This window comes from Sphaerobacter thermophilus DSM 20745 (genome assembly GCF_000024985.1).
In the GTDB taxonomy this organism is placed as follows: Bacteria; Chloroflexota; Chloroflexia; order Thermomicrobiales; family Thermomicrobiaceae; genus Sphaerobacter; species Sphaerobacter thermophilus.
On sequence record NC_013523.1, the window covers coordinates 934,394 to 961,181 of the forward strand.

General features: G+C 68.7%; 26 protein-coding genes and 1 tRNA gene. 16 read left to right on the forward strand and 11 right to left on the reverse strand.

The genetic code is table 11. The annotated features are described in order from the left end of the window. Nucleotides 1-38: 38 nt before the first annotated feature. Together groES and groL are read left to right on the forward strand one after the other, a co-directional pair. Nucleotides 39-344 carry a co-chaperone GroES gene (groES, locus tag STHE_RS04215; protein ID WP_012871328.1) on the forward strand — a complete coding sequence of 102 codons (306 nt, stop codon included), beginning with the start codon at nt 39-41 and terminating at the stop codon, nt 342-344. Between the two features lie 59 nt (nt 345-403). After that, nucleotides 404-2,029 carry a chaperonin GroEL gene (gene groL / locus STHE_RS04220; protein WP_012871329.1) on the forward strand — a complete coding sequence of 542 codons (1,626 nt, stop codon included), beginning with the start codon at nt 404-406 and terminating at the stop codon, nt 2,027-2,029. Between the two features lie 398 nt (nt 2,030-2,427). Here groL and STHE_RS04230 read toward each other — a convergent pair whose 3' ends face one another. Further along, nucleotides 2,428-2,715 carry a hypothetical protein gene (locus STHE_RS04230; RefSeq protein WP_012871331.1) on the reverse strand — a complete coding sequence of 96 codons (288 nt, stop codon included), beginning with the start codon at nt 2,713-2,715 and terminating at the stop codon, nt 2,428-2,430. 207 nt (nt 2,716-2,922) lie between these two features. Here STHE_RS04230 and STHE_RS04235 point away from each other — a divergent pair, with 207 nt between their 5' ends. The 7 genes from STHE_RS04235 (at nt 2,923) to ggt (ending at nt 11,740) form a co-directional block, all read left to right on the forward strand. Next, the gene (locus STHE_RS04235; RefSeq protein WP_012871332.1) at nt 2,923-4,263 is read left to right on the forward strand and encodes an aspartate aminotransferase family protein; all 1,341 of its coding nucleotides are present in this window, start codon (nt 2,923-2,925) and stop codon (nt 4,261-4,263) included. A 96-nt stretch (nt 4,264-4,359) separates the two neighbouring features. Further along, nucleotides 4,360-5,541, forward strand: coding sequence for a glycosyltransferase family 4 protein (locus tag STHE_RS04240; protein WP_012871333.1), 1,182 nt, complete (start codon nt 4,360-4,362; stop codon nt 5,539-5,541). Then, complete coding sequence (locus STHE_RS04245) at nt 5,538-6,503, forward strand: lysylphosphatidylglycerol synthase transmembrane domain-containing protein (protein ID WP_012871334.1); 966 nt, start codon at nt 5,538-5,540, stop codon at nt 6,501-6,503. Before STHE_RS04240 ends, STHE_RS04245 begins: the two co-directional genes overlap by 4 nt. After that, nucleotides 6,500-7,834 (forward strand): glycosyltransferase 87 family protein, encoded by a 1,335-nt coding sequence (locus tag STHE_RS04250; protein WP_245534879.1) that lies wholly within the window; start codon nt 6,500-6,502, stop codon nt 7,832-7,834. The genes STHE_RS04245 and STHE_RS04250 overlap by 4 nt, the downstream gene beginning before the upstream one ends. Nucleotides 7,835-7,898: 64 nt before the next feature. After that, nucleotides 7,899-9,236 carry an SH3 domain-containing protein gene (locus tag STHE_RS04255; protein WP_245534880.1) on the forward strand — a complete coding sequence of 446 codons (1,338 nt, stop codon included), beginning with the start codon at nt 7,899-7,901 and terminating at the stop codon, nt 9,234-9,236. After that, nucleotides 9,226-10,026, forward strand: coding sequence for a class I SAM-dependent methyltransferase (locus STHE_RS04260; protein ID WP_012871337.1), 801 nt, complete (start codon nt 9,226-9,228; stop codon nt 10,024-10,026). Before STHE_RS04255 ends, STHE_RS04260 begins: the two co-directional genes overlap by 11 nt. A gap of 82 nt (nt 10,027-10,108) precedes the next feature. Next, nucleotides 10,109-11,740 carry a gamma-glutamyltransferase gene (gene ggt, locus STHE_RS04265; RefSeq protein WP_012871338.1) on the forward strand — a complete coding sequence of 544 codons (1,632 nt, stop codon included), beginning with the start codon at nt 10,109-10,111 and terminating at the stop codon, nt 11,738-11,740. Nucleotides 11,741-12,006: 266 nt separating this feature from the next. Here the strand turns inward: ggt and STHE_RS04270 are convergent. Continuing rightward, a tRNA-Glu gene (locus tag STHE_RS04270) sits at nt 12,007-12,080 on the reverse strand. 158 nt (nt 12,081-12,238) lie between these two features. Between STHE_RS04270 and STHE_RS04275 the strand changes: the two genes are divergently transcribed. After that, a complete protein-coding gene (locus STHE_RS04275) occupies nt 12,239-12,748 on the forward strand; it encodes a helix-hairpin-helix domain-containing protein (RefSeq protein ID WP_012871339.1) in 510 nt (169 codons plus the stop codon). A gap of 64 nt (nt 12,749-12,812) precedes the next feature. Here STHE_RS04275 and STHE_RS04280 read toward each other — a convergent pair whose 3' ends face one another. Genes STHE_RS04280 through STHE_RS04295 form a run of 4 tightly spaced genes read right to left on the reverse strand, consistent with a single transcriptional unit; the run spans nt 12,813 to nt 16,614 of the window. Further along, a complete protein-coding gene (locus STHE_RS04280; protein WP_012871340.1) occupies nt 12,813-13,811 on the reverse strand; it encodes an amidohydrolase family protein in 999 nt (332 codons plus the stop codon). Between the two features lie 3 nt (nt 13,812-13,814). After that, nucleotides 13,815-14,513 carry an iron-sulfur cluster assembly protein gene (locus STHE_RS04285; protein WP_012871341.1) on the reverse strand — a complete coding sequence of 233 codons (699 nt, stop codon included), beginning with the start codon at nt 14,511-14,513 and terminating at the stop codon, nt 13,815-13,817. Between the two features lie 60 nt (nt 14,514-14,573). Then, a complete protein-coding gene (locus STHE_RS04290; RefSeq protein ID WP_012871342.1) occupies nt 14,574-15,557 on the reverse strand; it encodes a class I SAM-dependent methyltransferase in 984 nt (327 codons plus the stop codon). Beyond that, nucleotides 15,550-16,614, reverse strand: coding sequence for a glycosyltransferase family 2 protein (locus tag STHE_RS04295; RefSeq protein WP_012871343.1), 1,065 nt, complete (start codon nt 16,612-16,614; stop codon nt 15,550-15,552). Before STHE_RS04295 ends, STHE_RS04290 begins: the two co-directional genes overlap by 8 nt. A gap of 137 nt (nt 16,615-16,751) precedes the next feature. Here STHE_RS04295 and STHE_RS04300 point away from each other — a divergent pair, with 137 nt between their 5' ends. Further along, complete coding sequence (locus STHE_RS04300; RefSeq protein ID WP_012871344.1) at nt 16,752-17,924, forward strand: glycosyltransferase family 2 protein; 1,173 nt, start codon at nt 16,752-16,754, stop codon at nt 17,922-17,924. Here the strand turns inward: STHE_RS04300 and STHE_RS04305 are convergent. After that, the gene (locus tag STHE_RS04305; protein WP_012871345.1) at nt 17,921-18,946 is read right to left on the reverse strand and encodes a methyltransferase; all 1,026 of its coding nucleotides are present in this window, start codon (nt 18,944-18,946) and stop codon (nt 17,921-17,923) included. The genes STHE_RS04300 and STHE_RS04305 overlap by 4 nt on opposite strands. Before the next feature lie 187 nt (nt 18,947-19,133). On the opposite strand from STHE_RS04305, the gene STHE_RS04310 reads away from it, so the two are divergent. Beyond that, a complete protein-coding gene (locus STHE_RS04310) occupies nt 19,134-19,832 on the forward strand; it encodes an NUDIX hydrolase (protein ID WP_041398802.1) in 699 nt (232 codons plus the stop codon). A gap of 85 nt (nt 19,833-19,917) precedes the next feature. After that, nucleotides 19,918-20,928, forward strand: coding sequence for a quinolinate synthase NadA (gene nadA, locus STHE_RS04315; RefSeq protein ID WP_012871347.1), 1,011 nt, complete (start codon nt 19,918-19,920; stop codon nt 20,926-20,928). 48 nt (nt 20,929-20,976) lie between these two features. Here the strand turns inward: nadA and STHE_RS04320 are convergent, their stop codons facing one another. Further along, the gene (locus STHE_RS04320) at nt 20,977-21,360 is read right to left on the reverse strand and encodes a PRC-barrel domain-containing protein (protein ID WP_012871348.1); all 384 of its coding nucleotides are present in this window, start codon (nt 21,358-21,360) and stop codon (nt 20,977-20,979) included. Nucleotides 21,361-21,524: 164 nt separating this feature from the next. Between STHE_RS04320 and STHE_RS04325 the strand changes: the two genes are divergently transcribed. The 3 genes from STHE_RS04325 (at nt 21,525) to STHE_RS04335 (ending at nt 23,631) form a co-directional block, all read left to right on the forward strand. Beyond that, nucleotides 21,525-21,968 carry a PPC domain-containing DNA-binding protein gene (locus tag STHE_RS04325; protein WP_012871349.1) on the forward strand — a complete coding sequence of 148 codons (444 nt, stop codon included), beginning with the start codon at nt 21,525-21,527 and terminating at the stop codon, nt 21,966-21,968. A gap of 96 nt (nt 21,969-22,064) precedes the next feature. Then, nucleotides 22,065-22,658: a GNAT family N-acetyltransferase gene (locus tag STHE_RS04330; protein ID WP_012871350.1), complete on the forward strand. Its 594-nt coding sequence runs from the start codon at nt 22,065-22,067 to the stop codon at nt 22,656-22,658. Between the two features lie 244 nt (nt 22,659-22,902). After that, nucleotides 22,903-23,631 (forward strand): response regulator, encoded by a 729-nt coding sequence (locus tag STHE_RS04335; RefSeq protein ID WP_012871351.1) that lies wholly within the window; start codon nt 22,903-22,905, stop codon nt 23,629-23,631. A gap of 97 nt (nt 23,632-23,728) precedes the next feature. Here STHE_RS04335 and STHE_RS04340 read toward each other — a convergent pair whose 3' ends face one another. From STHE_RS04340 to STHE_RS04350, 3 genes are all read right to left on the reverse strand, one after another. Then, nucleotides 23,729-23,917, reverse strand: a complete 189-nt coding sequence (locus STHE_RS04340) for a hypothetical protein (RefSeq protein ID WP_012871352.1) — start codon at nt 23,915-23,917, stop codon at nt 23,729-23,731. Nucleotides 23,918-24,141: 224 nt separating this feature from the next. Further along, complete coding sequence (locus STHE_RS04345; RefSeq protein ID WP_012871353.1) at nt 24,142-25,023, reverse strand: cytochrome c oxidase assembly protein; 882 nt, start codon at nt 25,021-25,023, stop codon at nt 24,142-24,144. Between the two features lie 208 nt (nt 25,024-25,231). Beyond that, nucleotides 25,232-26,788: an SLC13 family permease gene (locus STHE_RS04350; RefSeq protein WP_052295336.1), complete on the reverse strand. Its 1,557-nt coding sequence runs from the start codon at nt 26,786-26,788 to the stop codon at nt 25,232-25,234.

A 26,788-nucleotide genomic window follows, 5' to 3' on the forward strand; every position in this document is an offset into this window, starting at 1 on the left:
GCGACCCGCCGCGTTCGTCAGAGGGAGGTACCTCGAGGATGGCGAGTGTGAAAACGCAGGTCCGGCCGCTCGGGGACCGGGTCCTTGTGCGCCCGGTGCAGCGTGAGGAAGTGACCAAGAGTGGGATCGTCCTTCCGGATACGGCCAAGGAGAAGCCGCAGCGCGGTGAGGTGCTGGCGGTGGGTCCGGGCCGGTTCGACGAGGACGGCGAGAAGCGCATTCCGTTGGACGTCAAGGTCGGCGACCACGTCCTGTTCGCGAAGTATGCGGGCACTGAGCTGAAGATCGACGACGAGGAACTGCTGATCCTCAGCGAGAAGGACATCCTGGCGGTCGTTGAGTAACGGGCTGCCTGATCGGCGTGAGTAGCTTTCGCGGCAATCCGCGAGGGAGGGTAAGAGACGTGGCCAAGATTCTTGAGTTCAACGAGCAGGCGCGTCAGTCCCTGAAAGAGGGGATCGACACGCTTGCCAACGCCGTCAAGACGACGCTTGGCCCCAAGGGCCGCAACGTAGCGCTTGACAAGAAGTTCGGCGCCCCGACCGTTACCCACGACGGCGTGACCGTCGCCAAAGAGATCGAGCTGGAAGATCCCTTCGCCAACATGGGTGCCCAGCTCCTGAAGGAAGCGGCCACCAAGACCAACGACGTGGCCGGTGACGGAACCACCACCGCGACCGTGCTGGCGCAGGCGATCGTCCACGAGGGTCTGCGGAACGTCGCTGCTGGTGCCAACGCCATGATGCTCAAGCAGGGCATCGACCTGGCGTCCGAGAAGGTCGTCGAGGCCCTGAAGGGCATGGCCAAGGAGGTCCGCGGCAAGGAGGACATCGCCCAGGTCGCGTCCATCTCCGCGGCGGATCAGGAGATCGGTAACCTGATCGCCGACGTGATGGAGAAGGTCGGCAAGGACGGTGTCATCACCGTCGAGGAGTCCAAGGGCCTTGCCTTCGAGACCGAGTACACCGAAGGCATGCAGATCGACCGCGGCTACATCTCGCCCTACTTCGTCACCAACACCGAGCGGATGGAGGCCGTGCTCGAGGATCCGTACATCCTCATCACCGATAAGAAGATCTCGGCGGTCTCCGACATCCTGCCGGTGCTGGAGCAGGCGCTGCAGGTCACCAAGAACTTCATGATCATCGCCGAGGATGTCGATGGTGAGGCGCTGGCGACCCTGGTCGTCAACAAGCTGCGCGGCACCATCAACTGCCTCGCGGTCAAGGCGCCGGGCTTCGGTGATCGCCGCAAGGAGATGCTGCGCGACATCGCGATCCTGACCGGCGGCCAGGTGATCTCCGAGGAGGTCGGCCGGCGACTCGACAGCACCACGGTCCAGGATCTGGGTCGCGCTCGCCGCGTCGTGGCCACCAAGGACGAGACGACGATCGTCGAGGGTCACGGCAAGGAAGAGGACATCAAGGGCCGCATCGAGCAGATCAAGGCCCAGATCGAGCAGACCACCAGCGACTTCGACCGCGAGAAGCTCCAGGAGCGGCTGGCGAAGCTGGCCGGTGGCGTGGCCGTCATCAAGGTCGGTGCCGCGACCGAGACCGAGCTGAAGGAGAAGAAGCATCGGGTCGAGGACGCGCTCAGCGCGACCCGCGCCGCGGTCGAGGAGGGCATCGTCCCGGGTGGCGGTGTGGCGCTCCTCAAGGCGGCCGAGGCGCTCGACAGCATCGAGGCCGAGGGTGACGTCCTCACCGGCGTCAAGATCGTCAAGCGGGCGCTGGAGGAGCCGCTGCGCGGCATCGTGGCGAACGCTGGGCTCGACGGCTCGGTCGTCGTCCAGAACGTCCGCCGGCTGCAGCAGGAGAAGAACTCTCCGACCATCGGCTACGACGTGATCCGCAACGACTACGGCGACATGCTCGAGTGGGGCATCATCGACCCGGTCAAGGTGACGCGCTCCGCGGTGGAGAACGCGGCCTCGATCGCCTCGATGATCCTGACCACCGAGGCGCTGATCACGGACAAGCCGGAGGAGCAGAAGGCGCCGGCGATGCCGGGCGGCATGGACTACTAGTCGCCTGCCCCACGGCAACGTCAGGCAATAAGAGCGGGGGCGCGATCATTCGCGCCCCCGCTTTGTGCTTGCCTCTGATGCGCATCCGGCAGCTTCCCGTATCCAGGTGATGCGTTCGTCACCTGCGTCACCGGATCCAACGCAGCGCCCGGACGACGTCGGAGTAGTCGTCGGTCCAGACGCGGGTACCCGGCTGGGCAGGAAGCGGTTGCCAGCGAGGGTCGGTCGCCAGTGGGCCAGGATCAGAACGGCGGGGTACTCGATCACCGAGGTGAAGACGAGCGGCGCGACCAGCTTGTTGAACAGTCCGCCCAGCATCCCGCGCGCCACGTGGCTCACGGCGTCTTGCGCCTGCGTGACGAGCGCCAGGGCGAGGAGGGGTGGGAGGGCCAGACCGCTCACGCGTGCTGCGGCGGGGCCGTGCCGTGAGAAGGCCACGCGTAGGAATAGCCGAGCAACAGGAGCGTCTGAAAGACGACGACCGAGGTATTCCAGACCGATGGACTTCCCCCGTAGCGTGAGAGTGCCATCTTGGCGATCATCGGCTCGACGAAGAAGATGAGCCCGGCGCCGAGCAGAATCACACCGCCGAAAGCCGCGACCACCAGGCCCCCGGCGGTCCGCGCCCGTGCCACCGGTCGCTCGCTGAGGCCAACCATACCCTGCGCCAGGGCGGTGTCGGTCATGCTGTGCGCCCTTTGCCTCTCCGTGCCGGTCGTCGATGGGCTACCCCGATACTACGAGTCGGCGTGAGGGAGACGAGTGAGCCATGGGTTCCGAAAGTCGCGGGGCGGTCATCCGGTCTGGACCCGTTGACCGAACCGCCGCTCCGGCGTAGCATGGCGCGCACGCAGGACCGTGAGAGTGGCGAGAGGCTTACGGGGGAGGTCGCGATGAGCAGCGGCAGCCGACGAGGTGGGAACGTTTACCGGGAGCCGGGGTCGGCCGCGGCGGACCTGTTCGAGCGAGCACGCCGGGTGCTCCCTGGAGGCAACACCCGCACAACCGTCTACAGCGCGCCCTACCCGCCCTACGCGGCCCGGGGCCGTGGCGCGGTTATCGTCGATGCCGACGGGGAGGAACGGCTCGACTTCGTCAATAACTACACCGCGCTCATCCACGGCCACGCCGACCCGGACATCAACGAGGCGGTCATCCGCCAGCTCGCGGACGGCGTGGCCTTCGCGATGCCGACCGAACACGAGATCGCCCTCGCGGAGCTGCTCACGGAGCGCGTGCCGTCGCTGCAGCAGGTGCGCTTCACCAACTCTGGTACCGAGGCGGTGATGATGGCGATCAAGGCGGCGCGCGCTTACACGGGTCGGCCGCGGATCGCGAAGTTCGACGGCTGCTACCACGGTTCCTACGACTTCGCAGAGGTGAGCACGCAGTCCAGTGGGAAACCCGGGGAAGACGGGTTCCCTGTGGCGACGCCGTACACCGGCGGCACACCTCAGGCAGTGCTGGACTCGGTGGTGGTCCTCCCCTTCAACGACATCGACGGGACCGAGCGGCTGATCGAGCAGCACCGGGACGAGCTGGCGGCGGTGCTGATCGACCCGAACCCGCGCAGCCTCGGGCTGTACCCGGCCGAACCGGCATTCCTCCAGCGGCTGCGAGAGATCACTCGTGCCTACGGCATCGTGCTGATCTTCGACGAGGTCATCTCGCTCCGCTCGGACTACGGCGGGATGCAGTCGGTGCTCGGGGTGACTCCGGACCTGACGGCGATGGGGAAGATCATCGGCGGTGGCTTCCCGGTTGGGGCAGTAGGAGGCTCGGCCGAGGTGATGTCGGTCTTCGACCCAACCGGCGGACCGCCGCGGGCGCCGCACGGGGGGACGTTCAATGCCAACCCTGTGACGATGGTCGCCGGGTTGACGGCGATGCGCAAGCTGACACCTGCCGAGTTCGACCGGCTCGCTACCCTGGGGCAACAGTTACGGGCGGGCGTCGAGGAGGTGCTGCGCGAGGCTGGCGTGCCGGGACAGGTGACGGGATACGGCTCGCTCTTCCACATCCACCTGCACCAGCGACCGCTCGCGGATTACCGCAACAGCGTCCTCTCGGCACAGGAGCGCGCTTTCGTCGGGCGCGTCCACGAGGCGCTGATGGGACGCGGCATCTTCATCACCCCGGCGCTGTTCGGTTGCCTCTCGACGCCGATGGGCGTGCCGGAGGTGGAGGCGTTCGTGGACGCCTTCGCCGCCGCACTCCAGGACGCGCGGGGGTAACACCGGCCGCCGACTCAGCCTCCTCCGTAGAGCGCTCCTGACCAGCCTCCGCCAGGGCCGTATAATCGCGGCGGCCGCTGGAGGGGAAGGAGCGCAATGAGCCAGCCTGCGGCGCGGCTGCTCTACGTCGGCACCTACGAGCGAGACTATCCGCGCAACGCGCTGACGATCGCGGCGCTGCGCCGGGCGGGGTTCGACGTGGAGGAGATTCACGTCCCGGTCTTCGAGCGGACGCGCGACAAGACCGGGGGATTTCTCCGGCCAGGCTCGCTGGTCCGGCTCGGGGCGCGGTTGGTGCTGGCCTACACGCGGCTCGCGCTGCGGCTGATACGACGACTTCCGCACGCTGATGCGGCGATCTTCGGGTACATCGGACAGGGCGACGTGCTGGCGCTGGCGCCGCTGACGCGGTTCCGCGGGCGCCCCGTCGTATTCAACCCTCTGGTGACGCTAACCGACACGCTGGTCGAGGATCGCGAACTGGTGCGGGCCGGAACCCTTCCGGCGCGGGCGATCGCCGCGCTGGATTGGGCCGCACTGCGATGCGCCGACCTGATACTCGTCGATACGCCGCAGAACGCGGACTACCTCGTCAGCCGATTCGGCGTGTCCCCGGCGCGGGTCACGGTGGTGCCGGTGGGCGCCGACGACCGGCTCTTCCAGCCGCGCGAGATGGCTGGGACGCCTGCTGGTCCGCTCCGTGTGTTGTTCTACGGGAAGTACACGCCGCTGCACGGCGTCCCCACGATTGTCGAAGCAGCGGCGCGGTTGCGCGGCGAGGACGTTCGGTTCGAGATGATCGGCGTCGGACAGCTCGCAGCCGAGACGCGAGCGTTGGCCAAGCGCCTGGGATTGGACTCGATCGACTTCCACGACTGGGTGCCGTTTGCAGAGCTGCCCGAGCGCATCGCGGCAGCGGACGTGGTCCTCGGGATCTTCGGAGACACCGACAAGGCCGCGCGGGTGGTGCCGAACAAAGTCTTTCAGGCGATGGCGATGGGTGCCGCGATCGTGACGCGGGACAGCCCGGCTGTTCGCGAGGTATTGCAGCACGACGTATCCGCGCTGCTCGTCCCTCCCGCCGATCCCGAGGCGTTGGCCGACGCGATCCGCACACTGCGCGATCCGGGTCGGCGACGAACCATCGGCGCGGGTGCGCGGGCCGCGTTCCTGGCCACGGGGAGCATCGATGCGCTGGCGGATCGCCTGCGTGCGATGCTGCGACCGGTGTTGGCCCAGCGGAAGCCGCGGGCGGTGGTGCGGGAGCGGGAGGCATGAGCGGTGAGGCAACGCGGGCAGCCGGTGGGCCGCGCCCGCGCTGGCGATCGCTTTTGCTGGTGTGGGGCCCGCTCACTGTGGCGCTCCTGGCTCTGGTGGCCAGCGGGCAGGCGGGGGCCGTCGCACGGGCCATCGGCGACGCCCGGGTCGGGCCGCTGCTGGCGCTGTTGGTGGTAGGAGTGGCACTCCCGGTCGTCCACGCGAGACGCTGGCAGACGATGCTACGCTCCGTTGCGGCCGAAGTCCCGCTGCCCCACGCAGTGGAGATGACCGTGACCGCTTCGCTGGTGAACTATGCAGTGCCCGGCTACGCCGGCTCGCCGGTCAAGGGAGTGCTCGCCCGCCAGCTCCACGACGTCGGTTTCGGTCGCTCGTTGCCGACGCTGGCCGCGGAGCAGGTGTTGGACGCGGCGGCGCTGACACTCGGCGCGGCGGCCGGGCTGGCACTGGCGGGTCCATCCGCGCTCGCCTGGGTCGGTGAGCTGGACGGCCCGTCGTGGCCGGCGGTGCTTACGGGTGGAGCGGTCGCGCTGGGCGGAGTGGGAGCCGCTGTCCTGGTCGTGCGCCGCTACGCCGCGCGGTTCGTGGAGCGCGTGTTGGCGAGCGGGCGGATGCTCGCCGCCGACCGTGGCCGCTGGGTGCCGGTGCTATTGCTGACGGTGGCTTACTGGGGCCTGAACATCGCCGCGGTGTGGCTCGGTGCTCGGGCGGTCGGGCTGACGCTTGGCCCGGTGGCGCTGCTGCTTCTGGCGAACGTGCCACTCCTGGTCGGGCTGGCCTCGCCGCTGCCGGGCGGCCTCGGCCTACGTGAGGGGGCGATGGCGGGAATCGCAGGAGTGATCGGGGTACCGGTGGCGGCCATCGTGGCGGCGGCGGTGCTGCACCGGGGGGTGCTGGTGGCGGCGCTGCCGCTCGCGCTCGGGGGCGCCCGGCTGGCACGGGGGTATGGACGGTGGCGGTGACGGCGAGCGCGTGGCGCCGGCTGCCGCGCCCGGCGACCCGGCAGATCGCCCCCGGACTGGCCGCGATCTGGGCGGCGGGCATCCTCATTCGCCTGGTGCTGGCGCCGTTCACGGTGCACTTGGACCTGTACCACGTCTACTCGCGCGCGGCTCAGGCGGCCTACCATGGCGAGTGGTTCGTCTGGACGAGCCAGCTCGCCATCCAGACGGTGCACAACATCTGGCTCTTCCTCGTCAAGCCGCTGCTGCCGGGGGCCGAGACGATCTGGTCGCCCACCGCGGCGGTGTTCGGACTCGGGGCGCAACCCTCGGAGTTCCGTGATCTGTTTCTGGGGTATCCGCACCTGTTCCGGGCGCTCCTGCTTCTCAAGCTGCCGTATCTCGTCGCGGACCTTGGGACCGGTTATCTCCTGACCCGCCTGGTGGTGCCTGAGCGCCGACGGCGTGTGCTGGCGCTCTGGCTGCTCAACCCGATCGTGCTCTACACCAGCGCGGTCTTCGGGCGGCATGACAGCATCGCCGTGCTCCTGGTCGTCGCGTCGCTCGTCGCGGCGGCCCAGGGGAGGCGCTACCTCGGCCTGGGACTGCTGGGGCTGGGCGCTGTGACCCGCTTCTTCCCGTTCTTTCTGGCGCCGTTCTTTGTCCTGGCCTATCGGCGGTCGAAGCGCGACCTTGCGCTCTTCGCGGGTGGGCTGGCTGGAGTCTGGCTGGCGGTCGAGGTGACCGCGCTGGCCGCCACCGGTAGCAGCCCGACGCTGACCCTGCTGTCGCGCTACCAGCATGTCGACTACCTGACCGATCTCGTCCTGCCACTCCGCTTCGGCGACCGGCTCTTCGTCTTCCCGCTGGCGTACGGGCTCTTCCTGCTCTGGTTCTTCGAGCGCAGCGACCGCGGCGCGCGGGGCACGGACGCCTACGTCGCGGCCGGGGCAGCCATGTTTCTGGGGATGTTCGCGCTCACGTTCTTCCATCCGCCGTACGCAATCTGGCTCGTGCCCTTCCTGGCGCTGACGATCGACCGTGATGGCCGGCTGATCGCCTACCACCTGGCGCAGGCGACTCTCTTGATCCTGTTCGCACTGCACTGGGACACCCAGATGACGACCGACCTGTTCCTGCCGCTCGACCCGGACGGCGTGGCCACGCTGCCGAACCCGCGGACGGTGTTGGCAGCGCAGGTGCCGGTGCCACTCTTCCTGGGCGTCGTGCGCAGCCTGTTCGACGCGCTCGCGCTGTGGATGGCGTACCGCATCGTCCGCGAGCGGCTGTGCAGGGCTGAGCAGGAGGTGTCGCTCGGTCCTGACGGGGAGGCGGGCGGTCATGGCGCGTAGGTGGAGCGTGCATTCTCGCTTGCCGCGGTGGCAGGTGCCTCGGGCCACAGCCACCGGGCGGGACATGCTCCGGCGGTGTGCTGCGGGCGCGGTGCTGCTGCTCATGTCTTGGCTCCTCGCGGGGTGCCGGGTCGAGCACCTGCTGACGGCCGAGTTGCCCGGCGCGGCGGGAAGCCTGATGGTCGGAGGCACGGTGAGCCAGGTGTTCCTGTCGCCGAGCGACGGCCTGGATCGGGTCAGCCTGGGCGTAGTGCCGCCGGGCCCCACGGTCCGCCGTGCGGTGGACAGCCTCGCCAGCGGCGCGACGCTGGAGATTCACTACGCGCCGGAGGCCGATCCGGGGTACCCCGACGGGCACTTCCATGACTGGCCCGCCGAACACGCCTGGCTCGGAGAGCTGGTGGGCGATCGGGAGATCGGGCAGACGTTTGTGTCGCGCTACCCGAACCTGGATGGGATCACGCTGAGGGTGGCCACCTTTGGTGCCGACCTGAGTCCGGGCGAGGGGCAACTGCGGGAGGGCCCGGCGGTGCCGGTGCGGCGCCTACCGGTCGACGGCGAGCGGATCATCGAGTTGCCGGGTGGGAGCACCGTGCGGGTCGAAGGGAGCGCCGAGGGCTGGGCGCAGGTACGGCTGGAGGACGGGCAGGTGGGCTACGTTGAGCTGTCCCAGTTCAGCCGGCTCCCGGCACCCAGCCGCGTTAATGACCGTGACGTGGTGCTACACCTGTACCGTGAGGGAGAGGCGGAACCGATCCGGACGGCGACGATCAACGCCAGTGAGATGCACGACAACAGTCACGTGACCTTCCGCTTCGAGCCGCTGCCAGACTCCATGGGCGTCCGTTACCGCTTTACCGTCGCGTCGCCCGAGTCCACGCCGGGAAACGCCGTCACCTTCCGCTATGCGGATGGAGATGTCTATCCGGATGGGACGCGCCTCGAAGGTGGCGATCCGGTCGAAGGCGACCTGATCTTCCGCCCGGCGTACTCAGAGGGCGAGCCGCTCGTCCAGGTCGACCTCGACCGCGCGGTGCTGTCCGGGCAGACGCAGGCGCTGGAGGCTTCATTCGCGCCGGTGCCGGACACCGCGAGCCGCGCCCTGCGGCTGGTCGTCCGGGCGGGGCACGCGCCCTTGCCCGTGACCTGGACGGAGCAGCTCCCCGAGGGGGGCCACCAATTGCAGCTCTCGGGCGGCCAGGAAGGACCGCCGGGTGCCCTGGTGTTCAACGTCGGGTACCGGGCCGACCTCGACGTGGGGGCGCTGGTAGCCGGGGTCGTGCACCACGTCGGACGGGCAGCGCGGCACGATCCAGCCTTCTTCGCACTGTACGGCGTTGCGCTGGTGGGGACCGGCGGCTGGCTCGGCTGGGCGGCATGGAGGTGGCGGGATGGTCGTTGATCGGTCTGAGCGGTCGTGCCTGCTCTGCGGTGCCCGGTTTACCGGCCGCGCCTTCCTCTGCCGAAGCTGCGCCGACGCCTACCGCCACGGACCGATCCCGGCGGAGGTACGGCGGCGCTTCTACGAGGCGATCGACCGTGTCTACCCCACCTGGTCGAATACCTATGAGGAGTACAACCCTCCCGTCGGGCTGCTCGCGTTCCTGGCGACGCTGCCGCGGACGGTGCGGGTGCTGGAGATCGGAGCCGGAGGCGGCTTCGCGCTGCGGGCCATGGAGCGGATGGGGTTCAGACGGCTGGTCGGGCTGGACCTCACAGCGACCAGCCTTGCTGAGGCCCGGCGGCGTGTGCCGGGCGCGCGGTTGATCGCGGCCGACGCCGAGCGGCTGCCGCTGGGGGACGGCAGCGTGGACGTGGTGCTGTCGAGTGACCTGCTAGAGCACCTGCCAGATGTGGACGGGCACCTGGCCGAGGTCGCGCGGGTGCTGCGGCCGGGTGGCCACTACCTGATCAAGACGCCGAACCGCCGTCCAGCCGAGGCGTACTACCGCCTGCGGGGGCTGTACGACTACCACTTCTGGCACCCGTCGATGTGCACGCCGGGCGAGTTGGAGCGCAGGCTGGCGCGGCAGGGGTTTGAATGCACCTTCGTGTCGCCCGCGAGGCTCACGCAGGCGCAGGTGCGGAAGATCCCCGTGGCGCGCCTGCGCCCCCTGGCAGCGCAGGTACCGATCGGCTGGCTGCCTAACGGACTGCGGCCGCACCTGGAGGTAGTGGCGACGCGGCGGTGAGAGTGGCGCGGCCAGGGTTCAACGGCTATGCTGGCAGCGCCCGAACGCGAGACCGGTGAACGCACGAGGAGGAGGTCGTTTCGTGACGCGAGGCGAGGGAACGCGGCGCGCCGTGGTGATGGCGCGCGAGGGGATGGTGGCGACGGCCCACCCGCTGGCGACGGCGGCGGGGCTGGACGTCCTGCGACGGGGCGGCAACGCCATGGACGCGGCGATCGCCGCGGCGCTCGTGACCGGGGTGACGCTCCCGGCGATGTGCGGGCTCGGCGGCGACGCTTTCATGATCTACTATGACGGCCGCACTGGCGAGGTGACGGCGATCAACGGCTCGGGCATCGCCCCACAGGCGGCCAGCCGCGAGTACTTCGTGGAGCGGGGCTACGAGAAGATGCCGTTCACGGGGCTGCTCTCGGTCGCGGTGCCTGGCGCGGTGCACGCCTACTTCACCGCCATGGAGCGCTTCGGCACGATGGAGCCGGCCGACCTCTTCGCCCCGGCCATCCGCTATGCCGAGGAGGGCTTCCCCCTCACGACCGAAGGCAACCAGACGATCGCCGCCTACGCGGAGGGGATGAGCCGCTTCCCGACATCGGCTGAGATCTACCTGCCCGGCGGCGCGCCGCCCAAGCCGGGGCACCTGCTGCGCAACCCCAATCTGGCGCGGTCGATGCGCCTGATCGTCGAGGGCGGACCGGAGGTCTTCTACCAGGGCGAGATCGCGGAGGAGATCGCCCGGTTCATGGCCGAGAACGGCGGGCTGATGACCGTCGAGGATCTGGCGGGCCACGAGTCGGTGGTGTACCAGCCGCTCCAGACCGAGTACCGCGGCTACACCGTCTACCAGACCAGTCTCCCAAGCCAGGGCATCATCATGCTGGAGGAACTCAACATCCTCTCTAACGCCGACCTGGCTGCCATGGGTGCAGGCAGCGCCGACACCATCCACCTGATGGTCGAGACCAAAAAGCTCGCCTTTGCCGACCGGCTGGCCTACTGCGGCGACCCGAAGTTCATCCAGGTGCCGCTGGAAACCCTGCTAAGCCCTGAATTCGCCCGCGAGCGCTTCAAGGCGATCGACATGAGCCGGGCGATGGAGCGGTGCGATGCCGGGATCATCCCCGAGCAAGTGGGCGACACGACCTACCTCTGCGTGGTGGACCGCGACGGCAACGCCGTCTCGCTCATCCACAGCCTCTCGGCCGCCTTCGGGAGCCAGGTGGTGGCGGGGAACACCGGCATCCTGCTGAACAACCGGGCGGGCCGTGGCTTCACCCTGGAGGAAGGCCACCCGAACGTCATCGCCCCCGGCAAGCGGACGATGCACACGCTCAACTGCTACCTCGTCACCCAGGGCGGGAAGCTGCGCTGGGTCGGCGGCACGCCGGGCGGCGACGGCCAGCCGCAGTGGAACATGCAGGTGATCACGAACCTGATCGACTTCGGCATGAACGTGCAGGAGGCGATCGAGGCCCCGCGCTGGCTGAGCTTCCCCGGCACCGACCCGGCCAACCTGCCGAACGACTTCGTGCTCCGCATCGAGGGCCGGGCTGGGGCCGAGGTGATTGAGGACTTGCGGCGGCGTGGTCACCGCGTCGAGGTGCTGGGCGACTGGGCTGCCGGCGGGGCGGCACAAGTCATCGAGGTGGACCCCGAAACCGGGACGCTCTTCGGCGGCTCGGACCCGCGCACTGAAGGCCTGGCGCTGGGGTACTAGGGGGCGCGACAGCCGATCGTCGCAACTGGTTGCGGTTGCGCGTGGGGCCTCGGGCCTAACGGGGAGGGCGGAGCGCGACCTGGCGCCCCCGACCCTCTCCCGATTGGCCGGCGGAAGAATGACCACGCGGAGATGCGGCGGTCGCGACCGCCGCACTCCCAAGCCGGCTCTAGCCGGCTTTCGTTGTGAGCCCGGGGGTTCACCCCCGGGCTCTGGCTGCTGCCGAATACAACAAGCCCCGGTGCAATCCGGGGCCTGTGTCGTTGTAGCGCATACGGGATTCGAACCCGTGATCTCCGCCTTGAGAGGGCGGTGTCCTAGGCCACTAGACGAATGCGCCACGTTTCGATTGTCGGCCAGAGAATACCCCATTTCCCGCGGGGTGTCAAGGCGAGCGAAGGATCGGCGCCCATGCCCCCCTCAAGCGGCAAAAACTTACCATAACATAGATCCAGGTGGTACAATTGAGTTGACGGAATCGACGCACTGGAGAGCATCATGAACCGATCGACCGTGACCAACCATGAGGCGGCGCTGATCCTCCTCAACATCGCCACCATCCTGGAGATGACCGCCGGGAACCCCTACCGCGTGCGAGCGTATCGGCGTGCCGCTCGCCGGCTGCTGGCGCTGCGAGAGCCAGCGACCGAGTATCTGACCCCTTCAGGGGAACTGGCGTTGCCGGGGCTGGGGACGCGGCTGCGGCGTAAGCTGGGCGAACTCTTCACCGAGGGCGAGATGCGGTTCTACCGCGACCTCTACCACAGCCTGCCGGAGGAGCTGCTGCGGCTGATGGAAGTGGAGGGGATCGGGCCGCGCCGGGCGCTGCGGCTCCATGTCGAACTGGGGCTCGGCTCGCCGGAGGACGTGGTCCAGGCGGCAGAGGCAGGCCGCATCCGGAAGCTATACCGCTTCGGGGAGAAGCTGGAGGCGAACCTCGCTGAGGCTGCGCGAGCGGCGATCGCCGCGCGGCGCACTGAGCCCGTGGCACTACCCCAGGCTGCCTAGTTCCAAACGTCCACCACGCGACGGGGAGGGAGCGGCTCGATTCGTCGAGCCGCTCCCTGTCCTTCTAGGCGACAAGTGGCTGAGGCGGGGTCGTGCGCAGCGTCTCCAGGTCGATCCCGTACAGCTTGGCCGCGTTCTCAGCCAGGATTTTGCGCTTGGTCGTGTCCGTCACGCTGACGCCGTAGTCGCGAGCCAGATCCTCCGGCATCTCGAAGTCGATGATGGCATCGATCTCCCAGGCCGGGTGCCAGATGTTGAAGTCGGAGCCGAACATGATACGGTCTTCCCCGAGCCACGCCAGCAAGTTGGCCATGATCTCGGCGAAGAAGCGCTTCCGCTTCCCGGCGAAGGCGACGGCCACCGAGAGCCCGGCGTAGACGTTGGGCTGCTTGACGGCGATCCAGCAGAACTTGTCCAGCTTCGGCAATCCGACGTGGTCGACGATGATGTTCAGCTCCGGGAAGGCGATCGCGACCGCGTCGACGTCGCCGACGTCGAAGCCGTCGAGCGTCAGCGGGTCGATGCCCGGGCCCTTGTGGAAGTGGATGTTCTTGATCCCGAGCTTGACGCACTCCGCATAGACCCGCATCGCCATGTCGTCGTCCGCGCGCCAGCCATGCGGTATGCCGTTCCACCATTCCGCGGTGTAGAGCTTCAGCCCCTGGATCCCGTACTCCTCCTTTTGCCGGTGCAGCTCCTCGATGGCCTTGCTCCCGTCGCGTGGATCGACGCGGCCGTTGAGGATGAACCGTCCCGGAGCGGACTTGGCCATCGCTGCGTTCTGCTCGACCGTGTTGAAGCCGTGCTTGTAGAAGTCGTAGAGGTAGGTCGGCTGCAGGATGGCGATGTCCACGCCGCTCTCCTCGAAGAGGGTGCGGCGATACCAGTCCGGCTCCGGCTTGCGGAAGAACTCGAGATCCCACTCGTACTCAGCCGTCGGAGTCAGGGCGGTGTGGTAGGCGTGGAAGCACTTGATCCAGCGCTCGCCGAGATCGTTGGCGTTTTCCCGGCTGGCGTCCCAGAAGTGGACGTGGTTGTCGATGACCAGGTAGCCTCGGCGCATGGCTCACCTCCCGTCGTGCGGCACGGACGAGTCGGACGGAGCAACCGGGGGCGCATGGTAAGCGTCGCGGGTGTCCCGACAGATGGCGCCATAGGTCCGCTGACTGAGCAGGGCCAGGCGAGCGGCGCGGCGCCAGCGGGGCAGGTCGGTGATCGGTTCGCCGGCGGCGTCGACGAGCACCGGGCCGGACTCCGGGAGCCCAATATCGCGTCGCCAGTGGCGAAGCGCGTCGAGCATCCGGCTGGAGAATGACCCGCTGTTGACCCGCGCGGCCAGATCGGCCATGTCGAGCGTGGCGATCTCTTCCTCGGCAAGCCCGCTTGCCTCAAGCTGGCTGAGGACGGTGAGCAGGCTGACGGTGTAGCTCCGGGTCCACAATTCACGGAGGCGGGTGGGGTCTTGCTCGACGTCGTCCCCGACCATCTCCCGCAGCTCCGCCTCCGGCAACAGCATGACCGGCTCCAGCTCGATCTCGGCCTGGAGGCCGTGGTCGGCGGCGAAGCGACGGATGCTGCGGGCGATGCCCGCCATGGCCAGCGGCCAGCAGTCCGGGGTACACGGCTGGATCCGAACCGTCAGGCGGTCCCCGGCGAGTGTGACGTCTCGGATGATCCCGAGCTCGCCGATGGTGAGGTTGACGGCGGGGTCGCGGATGCGCGCCGCGAGCTGCTGGCGGATCTGCTCAGCGTCGATGGCAGCCACGGGTCTGTCCCTTCCGGTGATCGAAGGGCGCGGCGTTTTGCGGCACTCGGATGTGTGGACCTATTGTCTGCCTGTTGCCATCAGTTTGTCAAGATCCCGTGCCGAACACTCGCCTGTTCGGTGCGCAACGACGAGGATTCGGCCGGCATGGCCGGTGAGCGCGGCCGCGGCGGAGAACGGGGTGAGCAGCGCGGTGAGCGCAGGGTGGAAGGCCGCGAAGGCGCGGTCGAGCCGGCCGCGACCCCAGCGGCGACGCGCCCACAGGCGCAGCCCCCAGGACCACTCCAGGCCGAGCCACTCGTGGCGAATCTCAGTCACGGTGAAGCCATGGCGGGCAAGGAGCGCGCCCAGGGTTGCGGGCGTGAACGCGTACAGGTGGCGGGGAACGTCGTAGCCGATCCAATTCTCCCTCCAGAACCGCGCTGCCCAGGAGGCCGCATTCGGGAGCCACAGGATGAGCGCGCCTCCGGGCCGGAGCACGCGGGTGATCTCCGCGAGCGTGGCCGAGGGAGAGGGGAGATGCTCGATGACGTGGGAGAGCAGGACCGCGTCCACGCTCGCTGCAGGAAGCTGGACGGTGTGGAGGTCGCCCTGGCGTACGTCGAGATCCCAGCGCTCGCGGGCGATCCGTACCGCCTGTGGGCTCGGCTCGATGCCGAGCACCTCCGGATTCCCACGGTCTCGGATGGCGCGCAGGAGGTCGCCGGTGCCGCAGCCCACGTCCAGCACCCGTGCCGGCGGCCCCAGGTAGCGCCACAGAGAAGCCACATCGCGCCGGCGCTGCCAGTCGCGCACGCGGGCCGCGATCCCGCGCCGGGTGAAGGGCGCGTAATCCTCCGGGTAGAAGCGCGCCAGCTCCTCAGCCACAGGACGGGGATTGAGGTAGCGCAGGCCGCAGCGCCGGCAGCGGACCAGGCGGAAACGGTCGGGCGTGGTTCCCGCCAGGATGTCGTCGAGATCGAGCAGGGGCTCGGCGTCGTCAGCGCCGCAGAGGTCGCAAGCGACCTGTTCCAGCCGGACCGGGACGGTGACGTGGTCAGTCACGAGGGATGTCTCTCCGTGCCGGGTCGAGCGGGGTGTCGTGGCGCAGGTGACGACGGATGCTGAACTCGCGCTGGGCCGAGGTGTGGGCGATCATCTCGGCCAGGAGCCCGAAGACAACGAACTGCGCGCCGATGATCATCAGCAGCACGCCCAGCGTCAGAAGCGGCCGGTGGCCGATGGGGTTGCCCAGGAACCAGAGCGTGGCCAGGTAGGCGTTGATGCAGAAACCGACCAGCAGCGTGATCAGGCCGAACCAGCCGAAGAAGTGGAGCGGGCGGCGCCGGTACTGCGTCAGGAACAGAACCGTAAGCAGGTCGAAGAAGCCACGGAAGAAGCGGGCGGCACCGAACTTGGAGCGGCCGAACTGTCGCGGCCGATGCCGCACCTGCACCTCGCGCACCCGGAATCCCCGGAAGTGGGCCAGCACCGGGATATAGCGGTGCAGCTCACCGTAGAGGTGGATCTCGTCCAGGACCTCGGCGCGGTAGGCCTTCAGACCGCAGTTGAAGTCGTGGAGTCGGACCCCGGTCATGGCCCTGACCACGCGGTTGAAGACGGCCGACGGCAGGCGCTTGCTGGGTGGGTCGTGGCGCGGGTACTTCCAGCCGCTCACCAGGTCGGCGCCCTCCTCCAGCGTCGCGAGCAGGTGCGGGATCTCCGCCGGTACGTCCTGGAGGTCGGCGTCCAGGGTTACGACGGCGTCGCCACGCGCCGCGGCGAACCCGGCGGCGAGCGCGGCGGACTTGCCGAAGTTGCGTCGGAACTGGATCACCTGCACGCGCTCGTCGGCTGCGTGGAGCGCGCGGAGCACCCGGCTGGAGCCGTCGGTGCTGCCGTCGTCAACGAAGATGATCTCGTAGGGCAGCCCCAGCGGGTCGAGCGCGTCCACGATTTCCTGGTAGAGGGGCCGCAGGCTCTCGGCCTCGTCCAGGAGCGGGACGACGACTGAGACTGAGTTGATCGGCGGGTCGTCGTCGATGACCAGGGCAGGGCTGTCCGCCTCGACGGCCACCCGTGGTCGCCTGATCTCCTCGGTTCGACTGGCTGGAATCTGCATCAGCGCGCCCCCAGGACGACCCAATCCCCGGTCTTGGCGGCGGGAGCCTGCCGCGAGCGGTGCGTCCCCCAGCAGTGCCGGTATACACTCACCGGGTGGAGTGTAGCACGGTCGCACGGGGCAAGCGGAGGGCAGCGGTGGCCGGGGCTGCGGACAGGGCGAACGCTTGGGCCGCGGTGGTGGTGAACCGCGATGCCGCGGTCTTCCTTGATGGCTGCCTTCGGGCGCTCTACGACGGCGCATGTCCTCCCACCGAAGTCGTGGTGGTCGATACCGGTTCGACCGACGATTCCGTGTCGGAGCTTGCCGGGTGGCCCCAGGTGATGGTGGAGGTCATCGGTCGCGACCTGGGGACGGCAGTCGCCGCGAACCGGGGGTTGGCGGTGACCGAGGCGCCGGTGGTGGCGGTCCTCGCGCCTGAGGTGGTGGTTGAAGCCGGGTTCGGGGAGGCGCTGGCCACGCTTTTCGAGGCGCAGCCGAATCTGGGCGCGGCGGCTGGGAAGATCATGGCGCCGGACGGCCAAACGCTGGTGAGCGCGGGCGGGGCTGTCGACGAGCCGACCATGATGGCGCGCCATCGTGGCCGCGGGCAGCCGGTCGAGGGCCGGTGGGACACGCCGGGGGAGGTCGCCTACGCACCGGCGAGCCTGATGGTGCTCCGGCGTCGCGCGGTCGAGGAAGTGGGTGGCTTCGACGAAGCGTTCCCGCCTGGCGCCTACGCCGACGTCGACCTGTGCTACCGTCTGCGCGAGGCCGGGTGGCGTGTGCGCTACGACCCCTCCCTGCGGGCGAGCGGATTGCCGCCCGACACTCCCACGACATCGGGGCAAGTGGAGGACTGGCACCGCGGGCGCCTGCGCTTTGCGGTCAAGCACTTGCACGGTGAGGCGTGGTGGGGGCGGTTCGTACCGGCCGAGATCGAGCGGCTGCGCGGCGCGCTGCGCGGGACGGTGGAGCCGGATTGGCCCGCGGTGACCGGCGCCGGGGCGATCGAGGCGCTGGCACGGGCAGGCGCGCGGCCGCCCGGGCGGCCGCGCGGGCTGTTGGATGGTGAGCCGCTGGCCGCGTATGCGCGGGCGCTCGAGGCGCTGCGCGCGGCGTCCACAGCCCTGGAGGGTTCGGCACCGCGCTCCTGGCGGCGGTCGGGCGACAGAGAACGCGCGCGGGCGCAGCAGGCCTTCAACGAGGCGGTCGTCGCGGTACTGGAGGCGCAGGACCGCTTCAACCGGGAGGTGATCGCCGACGTGCTGCTCGCGCTCCTCGGCCTCGCCGCCCGGCCGGTGGTGGATGAGGATGCCGGGGCGTCCTAGGCCGGTGCCCGGGCGATGAGCAGAATCCCGGTGGCGGGTGCGGGCAGGTCCAGCGTCTCGACCTCCGTGAACCCGGCCTCGCGCAGCCAGTCGGCCGTGTCCGCCACCTCGTGGGCAGCGCCGCCGCGCGTCGACAGGAGCATCTGCAGGTCGAAAAGCGCGCCGTTGAGCGACGGCTCGCCGCGGCGGCCGGCGTGGTGGCTGCGCACAGCGGCGACACCACCCGGTGCGAGGGCGTCCCGCACCGTCCGGAGAAGCCGGACGCTTCCCTCACGGTCCTCCCCAACGAGCACGCCGAAGACGAGTGCCAGGTCGTAGCCGGTGCCGAGCGGGTCCTGGTGGAAGTCGCCCGCGACGACGGAGACGCGGTCGCCAACGCCTGATGCGGCGACGATCTCGCGCGTTACCTCGATGACCGGCGGCAGGTCGAAGACCGTGGCTTCGAGATCAGGGAAGCGGCGGGCGAGGTCGATGCTGTAGCCGCCGTGGCCACCGCCGACGTCGATCACCCGGGCCGGACGGCCGAGCCCTTCGATGAACGGGGTTAGCGCGGCAGTGATCCCGGGTGCCGCGATGCGGGCGGTGTCGTAGAGGGCCAGGGTGAAGTCGCGCACCCAGTTCGGGTCTTGCTCTTCCTGCAGGCTGGCTGCGGGACGGCCACCGATTTTCACGGCGTCGGTCAGGTGCGCCCATCGGCGGTAGAAAGCCGCCTCACGGCGAGCGAAGTTGAGCACCGAGGACGCGCCGCCGCTGGTCAGTGTGTCGGCGGCCAGCGGTGTCAGGCGGTACGTATCGCCGTCTTGTTCAACGAGTCCGAGGAAGCGGGCGGCGTTCAGGAAACGTGCGGTGGCGCCCGGATCGGCGCCGATGGCGTCGGCTACGGCTTCGGCTGACAGCGGGCCGTCGGCCAGCGCGTCGCCGATCCCCAGTTCGGCGAAGCTGATGAGGACGCGAGCCTCGCGGTAGCCGCGCAGCAGATCCATGATGCGGCGCGAATGGTCGAAGGGTGTCGCCTGCTCCATCGGTGCCTCCCCTCGTACGGGTGCCACCCCGCCTGCCCTCGGGCCGGGTGAGCCGGCCTGCGGCTAGTGTACTCGCACGGCGGGCGGGCGGCGTATGAATCGTGGCACCTGGAAGCACCGATGGTTGACAGTCTTTGGTACTTGTGACTATTATACGCGGGACGGCCTGAGGGAGGGCGCGGTCGACATGCGCGGCGACCTGTTACTGACGGTGGACATCGCTTGCTTTGCCCTGGTCGAGCGGGAGTTGCAGATCCTGCTGGTCCGGCGGTTGGAGGCGCCCTTCGCCGGTGCCTGGGCGCTCCCGGGCGGGCCGGTGCGGGCGGACGAGCCGCTGGATGAAGCCGCGCAGCGCATTCTGGTCGACACCACCGGGCTCTGGGGCGTGTACCTGGAGCAGCTCTACACCTTCGGCGACCCGGGCCGCGACCCACGCGGCCGGGCCATCTCAGTGGCGTACTACGCGATCCTCCAACCGGGGGCCGCGGGGCACCCGCCGCGCCGGGCAACGCGACCGGGCAAGGGGGTTGCGGAGGCCGCCTGGTTCCCAATCGACGCGCTGCCGGGCCCGCTTGCCCTCGACCACGGGCGTATCGCCTCCTACGCCCGTTGGCGTCTGGCGCAGAAGATCAACTACACGCCGCTCGCCTTCTACCTGCTGCCCGAGCGGTTCACGATGGCCGACCTGCGTGCCGTGCACGAGGCGGTGGCGGGCGAGCGGTACGATCCCAGCAACTTCGCGCGACAGATGCTGGCTCGCTGGGATCTTGCGCCCTTGCCGGGCGTGCGCGACCGACGCTCGCGACGGCCGGCGCGGCTCTTCCACTACATCGGCGCCCGGGAGATCCCCGGGCCGCCGGACAAACAGGATGGAAAGGATGCGTGAGCGCCGGGGTGCCCGGCGTGGACGTGATTCGTGGTGAGTGGGGTGCCGGGAGCGGAACGCCGCCGGCACCGGAAGGAAATACTTGATGAGCACCCTGAGCCTCGTTGACAGCCCCGTGATCGCGGGCAACGGCACGGAATCTCCGTCGGACACGTCCGCGCTGGTGGCCGAGATCGACCGGCTGCGCCGGGAGCGAAACGCCGTCATCCTGGCACACAGTTACCAGATTCCCGAGATCCAGGACCTGGCCGACTTTGTGGGCGACTCGCTCGGCCTGTCGCGCCAGGCGGCGACGACGGACGCCGAGGTGATCGTCTTCTGTGGCGTGCACTTCATGGCCGAGACCGCGGCGATCCTCAGCCCGGACAAGACAGTGCTGCTGCCCGATCTCGAAGCCGGCTGCTCGCTGGCTGCCAGCATCACCGCAGACCAACTGCGCGCCTGGAAGGCCGAGCACCCGGGCGCAGTGGTCGTCTCCTACGTGAACACGACCGCCGAGGTGAAGGCCGAGAGCGACTACTGCTGCACCTCAGCGAACGCGGTCGACATCGTCCGGAGCATCCCGGAGGACCAGGAGATCCTGTTCCTTCCCGATCTGTTCCTCGGCGAATGGGTGCGGCGCGCCACCGGCCGAGACAACATCCACCTGTGGCTCGGCGAGTGCCACGTTCATGCCGGGATCATGGCCGAGGACGTGGAGCGGGCACGCGAGGCCCATCCGGATGCGGAACTGTTGGTGCACCCCGAGTGCGCCTGCGGCTCGCGTTGCCTCCTCGATCTCCAGGCGGGGCGGCTCGACTCCCGGCGGACCCACGTCCTCTCGACCGAGGGCATGGTGCGCCACGCCGCGGCCTCCGATGCCGGCTCGTTCCTGGTCGCGACTGAGACCGGGGTGCTGCACCGGCTCCGCCGGCTGGCACCGGGCAAGCAGTTCTATCCGGTGCGTGAGGCTGCCGTGTGCAACTACATGAAGATGATCACGCTGGAGAAGGTGTACCGCTCGCTGCGCGACATGGTCTACCCGATCACCGTCCCGCCGGAAATCGCGGAGCGCGCTCGCGTCGCCATCGACCGCATGATCGCGGTCGGGCGCTAACGCTGACGGATCCGGGGCCGTCGGCCGGCCGACGGCCCCGAAACCGCGTTACTCCGGCACGAACTCCGGTCGATCCAGCACCATGCCGTCGAGTTCGTGGCGCGAGGCCGTCAGCCGTACCGTCTCGGCCTCGATATCGCCGATCAGGCGTGAGGGAAGAAAGAGGTCGCCGCGGAACGGGCCGCGGTCGACGTGGACGAAGATCTCCCAGTGATACGGTTCGTCCTGGTTGAGGCCGACCGGTTGGTAAACCCGTCTGACTGTCCCTAGCTTTTCCCCGGTCCGGGTGACCACGCGCATTCCGGGCTGGAGCTGCGCCGTGAGCTGGTCGGGGTCGAAGAGGATGAAGTCCGCATCCCAGCGGTGGGCGTGTGCTTCCATCTCCCGCTGGATCTGCTGCCAGTCGTTCTCGCTGCCGGGTAGGTGATCCACGGGTTCCAGTCCTTCCCCGGTTCCCTGCCGAGCCGATGCCCGATCTCTGAGGCACGTCCGGTGCCAGGCCGACCCTCAGCGGCGCCGGTACGTGGCGCCGGTCCTGCGGTTGGCGCTTTGAACCCGGGAGCAGCCCGGACAGGGTGGACGCGAAGGAGGTCGGGGTGAAGGCACAGTTGATCCAGGAGGACGGCGGGAAGACCTACGCGGTGATCTTCGACAGCGGGGACGAGGTATTCGAGGGGTTGACCGAGTTCGCCCGCGAGCAGGGTTTGACCGCAGCCCACTTCACCGGCGTCGGCGCGTTCAGTGACGTGGTGCTGGGCTTCTTCGACCTGGACAAGAAGGACTACGAGCAGATCCCGATTGAGGAGCAGGTCGAAGTCCTCTCCCTGGTCGGGGACATCGCACTTGACCCTGTAGAGGGTGGCGGACCGAAAGTCCATGCCCATGTCGTTGTCGGGAAGCGGGACGGCACGGCCTACGGCGGGCATCTTCTCGGCGGGCACGTGCGGCCGACACTCGAAGTGATCGTTGAGGAGGCGCCAGGGCACCTCCGCCGCAAGCCTGACCCGACGACCGGGCTCACCCTGATCGACCTCCCGTGAGCGCTGCGGAGCTGCTCGACGCGAGGGCGGGCGAGCACCGCCACCGCAGGGTTCCTCACGCGTGCATCTGTTCGTAGGCCGCGCGGAAGATCGGGCATGCCGGTGACCGACGATCGGGTCGATCTACAGCCTGTGGGAACCCCAATCGGGCGCCTCTATACCTGGTGGCGGGGTGATCCTCTGCCCGACCTCCCGCCGGTTCCGGGGCTAGTCATCGAACCGGCGACCGACCTTGCGGCGCTCGCGGCAGTTGCGGAGCGCAGCCCTGCGGTGCTCCGCGCTCGGATGGAGGAGGGCCATACGCCGTACCTGGCGTGGCTCGACGGGACGCCGGTGGCGAGTGGCTGGTCAGCGACGCGCGAGGCAGCAATCGGTGAGCTCGGTCTGGTCTTCGCGCTGCCACGCGGCAACCGCTACCTCTGGGACTTCGTGACGCTCCCGCCCTGGCGGGGGCGTGGGATCTACCCCCGCATCCTGCAGAAGATCCTGCGGAGCGAGGCGACGGCAGCGCGCTTCTGGGTGGGCCACGACCTCGATAATGTGGCCTCAGCGCGTGGCATCCTCAAGGCGGGTTTCTATACAGTGGGCGAGGTCACGCGGCTGCGCAATGCGGGCCTTGGATTTGTCCCGCGAGGTCTCATCGAGCGCGGCCCGGTGGCCGCTGCCCTCCTCGGCATCCCGATCCTCTAGCCCGGCGACGCGCAGCCGCTGAGCACGCCGTCGCCGTCCCCCGGTCCCCATGCGCAATCGGACCAATCCTCTCCTGAGTCGCCCACTCGACCGTGCACCGACTTCTTGCAACGAATCTGTTACGGATCGTCGGCAGATGCTACGCATCGCACATGGGTTCAGTCATAATATTTTGGGGATGGGCAATCCATATGGTGCCCGTACGCGATATCGATGACATAGCGCTCGTGGAGAGGGAATCTCAATGGCCCGGTCGTCCCGCGACGTCGACTCGAATGGGGTGCTCATCGTCGATGACCATCCGTTGTTCCGGCACGGGCTGCGCCGCCTCATCGAGGAGGAAGCCGGGCTGCACGTGGTGGCTGAGGCATCCACCGGTTACCAGGCTATGCAGGAGGCCTACACGCACCGTCCGGCGCTGGCGCTGGTGGATGTGCAACTGACGGGGGTGACCGGGATCAACGTGGTTCGAGCGCTCAAGGACGAGTACCCACGTATGCCGGCAATCGTGCTCTCGGCGGACCTCGACGACGATCTGATCCTCACCGCGGTTCAGGCAGGCGCCGCAGCGTTCGTGACCAAAGACGTAGCGCCGGAGCTGCTGCTCGACACGATCCAGCGAATTCTCCAGGGCGAGCGCCCGATCGATGTGCTCATCGTGAGCCGGCCGGCTTTGGCGCGTCGGCTGCTCCTGGAGCTGCGCGCCGTTGCGCCGGGCGATCGCGCCTCTGCACCGCTGGCGCCGGGCCTGTTGCCGCTCTCGCCGCGCGAGATGGAAGTGCTCGACTGCGTGGCACAGGGGCTCTCGAACAAGGAGATCGCCAACACCCTCTACATCACCGAGCAGACCGTCAAGAACCACATCACGGCCGTCTACAAGAAGCTCCACGTGCAGGACCGGGTGCAGGCACTCACGTGCGCGGTCCGACGGGGGTGGGTTCAGATCGGATCGGCCAGGTCCACGGCTGTCTAGTCCCGGCCGGCCGCGCCGCACCGGAACGAACCAGGGCCCGGAGGGGTGATCCCCTCCGGGCCCTCAGTGTCTTACGAGAAGGCGAACCCGCCGATCGCTAGCGGAAGCGTCGCAGGAAGTTGCGCAGTCGTTGGCGCGGGACCACCTCAGGTTTCAGGCGTGGGGTTGGGAGGATGAGGATCGCGACGGTGAGCCAGCCGATGGCCGCCACCTGGTTGAACGGGAAGGTCCAGGTGGCCAGTGCCGCCGCGGTCAGTGCCAGGATCTGTCGTGAACGCCGGTTCATTGATCGCTATCCCCTTACCGTGACGCGGTTGCGCGGGCGAACTGCCCTACGCTCCACTGATCAGGTAACCATGGGGCGCGCCACAACCGCGCGGCCGTTGGCCCCGACGGCGTTACAAGACCCTAACAGCTCCGGCGCGTCTGACCGGGAGAGGAAGGCTGGAGCGTGGCATCGGGAGCGGGGATCCCCGCCTCGCCCACGCCGGCAGGGCGGTATCGGGGTGCTCAGTGAACGCTCGGCTGGTAGCGGCTGTCGTCCCGCTTAGGCTCATCGGCTGCGGAGCCGAGTGCCCGACCCACCATGATGAGCAGCACGGCGAAGTAGAGGAGGCCGCCGCCCACCCACATGATCAGCCCGCCGATTTGCTGGTCGACTACTCCCGAGAGCCCCCAGAGGCTGTCCGGTGCCTGGTACCGCGGGTAGACAACGTTGTCGGCCAGCGTCAGGACGGCGCCGATCGCGCTGGCGGCCATGGACGTCAGAAACACGGGACCGAGCGCCCATGGGATTGGCACTCTCCGGTGCCGCGGCATCGGGTCGACGATCAACCACCAGCAGAGATACGAGGTGATGAAGAACGACAGGTGCTGAACGTCGTGGAGCAGCTCATTGTCCAGGACTGCCTGGTACAGGGTCGGGATGTGCCACAGCCCATGCACGATGTTGAAGAGCAGGAACGCGGGCACTGGGTGCAGCAGCCGATCAGCCCAGCGTCGCACCGTCCCATGACCGGCCACGATCTTCGCCAATCGACGGCTCTGCCGCGGGGGCAGCGCGCGCACGACCACCTGGAGCGGCTGGCCGAGCGCGATCAGCGGCGCCGCGATCTGAATCAACACCATGTGCTGCAGCATGTGCAGGAAGAAGACGGTGTCGTTGAAGACATCGAGCGGCCCAAGCAGCGCCACGATCAGCAGCGCCATGCCCGCGTAGTAGGAGCCGATCCGCCACCCGGCGGGTCTGCGCGCGCCTGCCCGCTGGAGCCGGACCAGGGCGATGGTGTAGGCCGCGATCAGCAGCAGGAGCGGCGCCATCACCTGCGGTCGGGCGACCCAGGCGGTCCAGAGCGATGTGCCGGGGGCGGTGTCGAGCACGGGTAGCAGCATGCGCGGCATCCTCAGATCGTGCGACGCGGCCAGGGCTCGTGCCTGCCGTTCAGCAGTGAGCGAGCACGGCCGGGACTCCTCTCCTCATCCATGAGCATAGCATTCGGGCGTCAGCCCGCCCAGGCGAGACCGTTTCGGCACTCGCGCCACACCTGCCGGGCCGGATGGCGCTGCGAATCTGCGCTCGCCGGCGCCGAGCCGCGGCGAGCTACGGGGTGCCACCGGTGCCGCCGAGCAGCCAGGCTGCGAGGGTGACCGTCGTCAGGGTGATCAGGGCCGTTCCCAGCACGTTCAACCAGATCCCGATCGTCGCCATCTGCTTGATGGTGACGTACCCAGAACTGAAGACGATCGCGTTCGGCGGGGTTCCGACCGGCATCATGAAGGCGAAGGTTGCGGCCAGCGCGGCGGGCACGACCAGCAGCAGTGGCTCGATGTCACTCGCGACGGCGATCCCGCCGACGACGGGGAAGAACGTCGCGGCGAGGGCCGTATTGCTCATCAGCTCCGACAGGAAGGTCACGACCAGGCAGACGATGGCGACGAGTACAACCGGCGGCAACGTCCCAAGTCCCGCGACCCGCTCGCCGATCCAGATATCGAGACCGCTTGCCTGCATCCCTTCCGCCAGGCTCAGCCCGCCGCCGAAGAGGAGCAGGACGTTCCACGGCACCCGGCGGGCCGTCTCCCAGTCCATGGCCTGCACCCCGTTTCGCACATCGACCGGGATGGCGAAGAGGGCGATCGCGGCGATGACGGCGATGCCGGCGTCGGTGAGGCCGGTGATGGCCGGGACCCTCGCGACGAGCCAGTCCCAGTTCTGAAGCGGCTCGCGACCGATCCACAGTGCCGCAGTGATGACGAAGACGGTAGCCGCCACGCGCTCGCCGCGGGACATCGGGCCCATGCGCCGCAGTTCCTCCGCGATGAGTTCTCGCCCGCCAGGGATGCGGTCGATCTCCGGCCGGAAGAAGACCTGCGTCAGCAAGAGCCAGGTGAGGACCATGAACACAACGGCCAGCGGCACGCCGACGAGCATCCACTCGCCGAAGCCGATGACGATCCCGTACGTCTCCTCGAGGTAGCCTCGCATGAGGAGGTTCGGCGGTGTGCCGATCAGGGTGCCGACTGAGCCGATGCTGGCGGCGTAGCCGGTGCCCAGCATTAGACCGGTCGCAAAGCGTGGCGCGAAGGAGGTGGTCGCGCCGGACGGAGCGTCGGCGGTCGAGACCGGATTGCCATTCCCCCGGTGTGCAAGCTGTGTTGCCACCAGGTTGATAACGCTCGTCGCGATGGGGAGCATCATCAGCGTCGTGGCGGTGTTGCTGATCCACATGCTGATGAATCCCGTAGCAGCCATGACGCCGGCAGTGATCTGGGTCGGCCGCGTGCCGACCATGCGGATGATCCACCACGCGATCCGCCGGTGCAGCCCCCACCGCTCGATGGCGAGCGCGATGATGAACCCGCCCAGGAAGAGAAAGATAACGTCGCTGGCGTAGGGCGCGGTGGCCTCGCTGATCGAGAGCACCCCTGCCAGGGGGAAGAGCGCCACCGGAATGAGCGCGGTGACCGGCAGCGGCAGTGCTTCGGTGATCCAGAGCACCGCCATCAACGCGCCGATGGCGGCGGTTGCCCGACCCTCCTCACCCAGATCGGGCGCCAGTGCATGCAGGGTAGCGTAGACGGCTATCGCCACGATCGGCGCGAGGAACCGTCCGCTCCAGGTGAGGCGTAGGGATCGTTCTCGCTCCTCCTCGGCCAT

Bases quoted from the DNA above. Each gene is read 5' to 3' on its own strand.
- groES (WP_012871328.1), top strand. From the start codon at position 39: ATGGCGAGTGTGAAAACGCAGGTCCGGCCGCTCGGGGACCGGGTCCTT.
- STHE_RS04230 (WP_012871331.1), bottom strand. From the start codon at position 2,715: ATGACCGACACCGCCCTGGCGCAGGGTATGGTTGGCCTCAGCGAGCGA.
- STHE_RS04235 (WP_012871332.1), top strand. From the start codon at position 2,923: ATGAGCAGCGGCAGCCGACGAGGTGGGAACGTTTACCGGGAGCCGGGG.
- STHE_RS04240 (WP_012871333.1), top strand. From the start codon at position 4,360: ATGAGCCAGCCTGCGGCGCGGCTGCTCTACGTCGGCACCTACGAGCGA.
- STHE_RS04245 (WP_012871334.1), top strand. From the start codon at position 5,538: ATGAGCGGTGAGGCAACGCGGGCAGCCGGTGGGCCGCGCCCGCGCTGG.
- STHE_RS04255 (WP_245534880.1), top strand. From the start codon at position 7,899: ATGCTCCGGCGGTGTGCTGCGGGCGCGGTGCTGCTGCTCATGTCTTGG.
- STHE_RS04260 (WP_012871337.1), top strand. From the start codon at position 9,226: ATGGTCGTTGATCGGTCTGAGCGGTCGTGCCTGCTCTGCGGTGCCCGG.
- STHE_RS04275 (WP_012871339.1), top strand. From the start codon at position 12,239: ATGAACCGATCGACCGTGACCAACCATGAGGCGGCGCTGATCCTCCTC.
- STHE_RS04280 (WP_012871340.1), bottom strand. From the start codon at position 13,811: ATGCGCCGAGGCTACCTGGTCATCGACAACCACGTCCACTTCTGGGAC.
- STHE_RS04295 (WP_012871343.1), bottom strand. From the start codon at position 16,614: ATGCAGATTCCAGCCAGTCGAACCGAGGAGATCAGGCGACCACGGGTG.
- STHE_RS04305 (WP_012871345.1), bottom strand. From the start codon at position 18,946: ATGGAGCAGGCGACACCCTTCGACCATTCGCGCCGCATCATGGATCTG.
- STHE_RS04310 (WP_041398802.1), top strand. From the start codon at position 19,134: ATGCGCGGCGACCTGTTACTGACGGTGGACATCGCTTGCTTTGCCCTG.
- nadA (WP_012871347.1), top strand. From the start codon at position 19,918: ATGAGCACCCTGAGCCTCGTTGACAGCCCCGTGATCGCGGGCAACGGC.
- STHE_RS04330 (WP_012871350.1), top strand. From the start codon at position 22,065: ATGCCGGTGACCGACGATCGGGTCGATCTACAGCCTGTGGGAACCCCA.
- STHE_RS04335 (WP_012871351.1), top strand. From the start codon at position 22,903: ATGGCCCGGTCGTCCCGCGACGTCGACTCGAATGGGGTGCTCATCGTC.
- STHE_RS04340 (WP_012871352.1), bottom strand. From the start codon at position 23,917: ATGAACCGGCGTTCACGACAGATCCTGGCACTGACCGCGGCGGCACTG.
- STHE_RS04345 (WP_012871353.1), bottom strand. From the start codon at position 25,023: ATGCTGCTACCCGTGCTCGACACCGCCCCCGGCACATCGCTCTGGACC.
- STHE_RS04350 (WP_052295336.1), bottom strand. From the start codon at position 26,788: ATGGCCGAGGAGGAGCGAGAACGATCCCTACGCCTCACCTGGAGCGGA.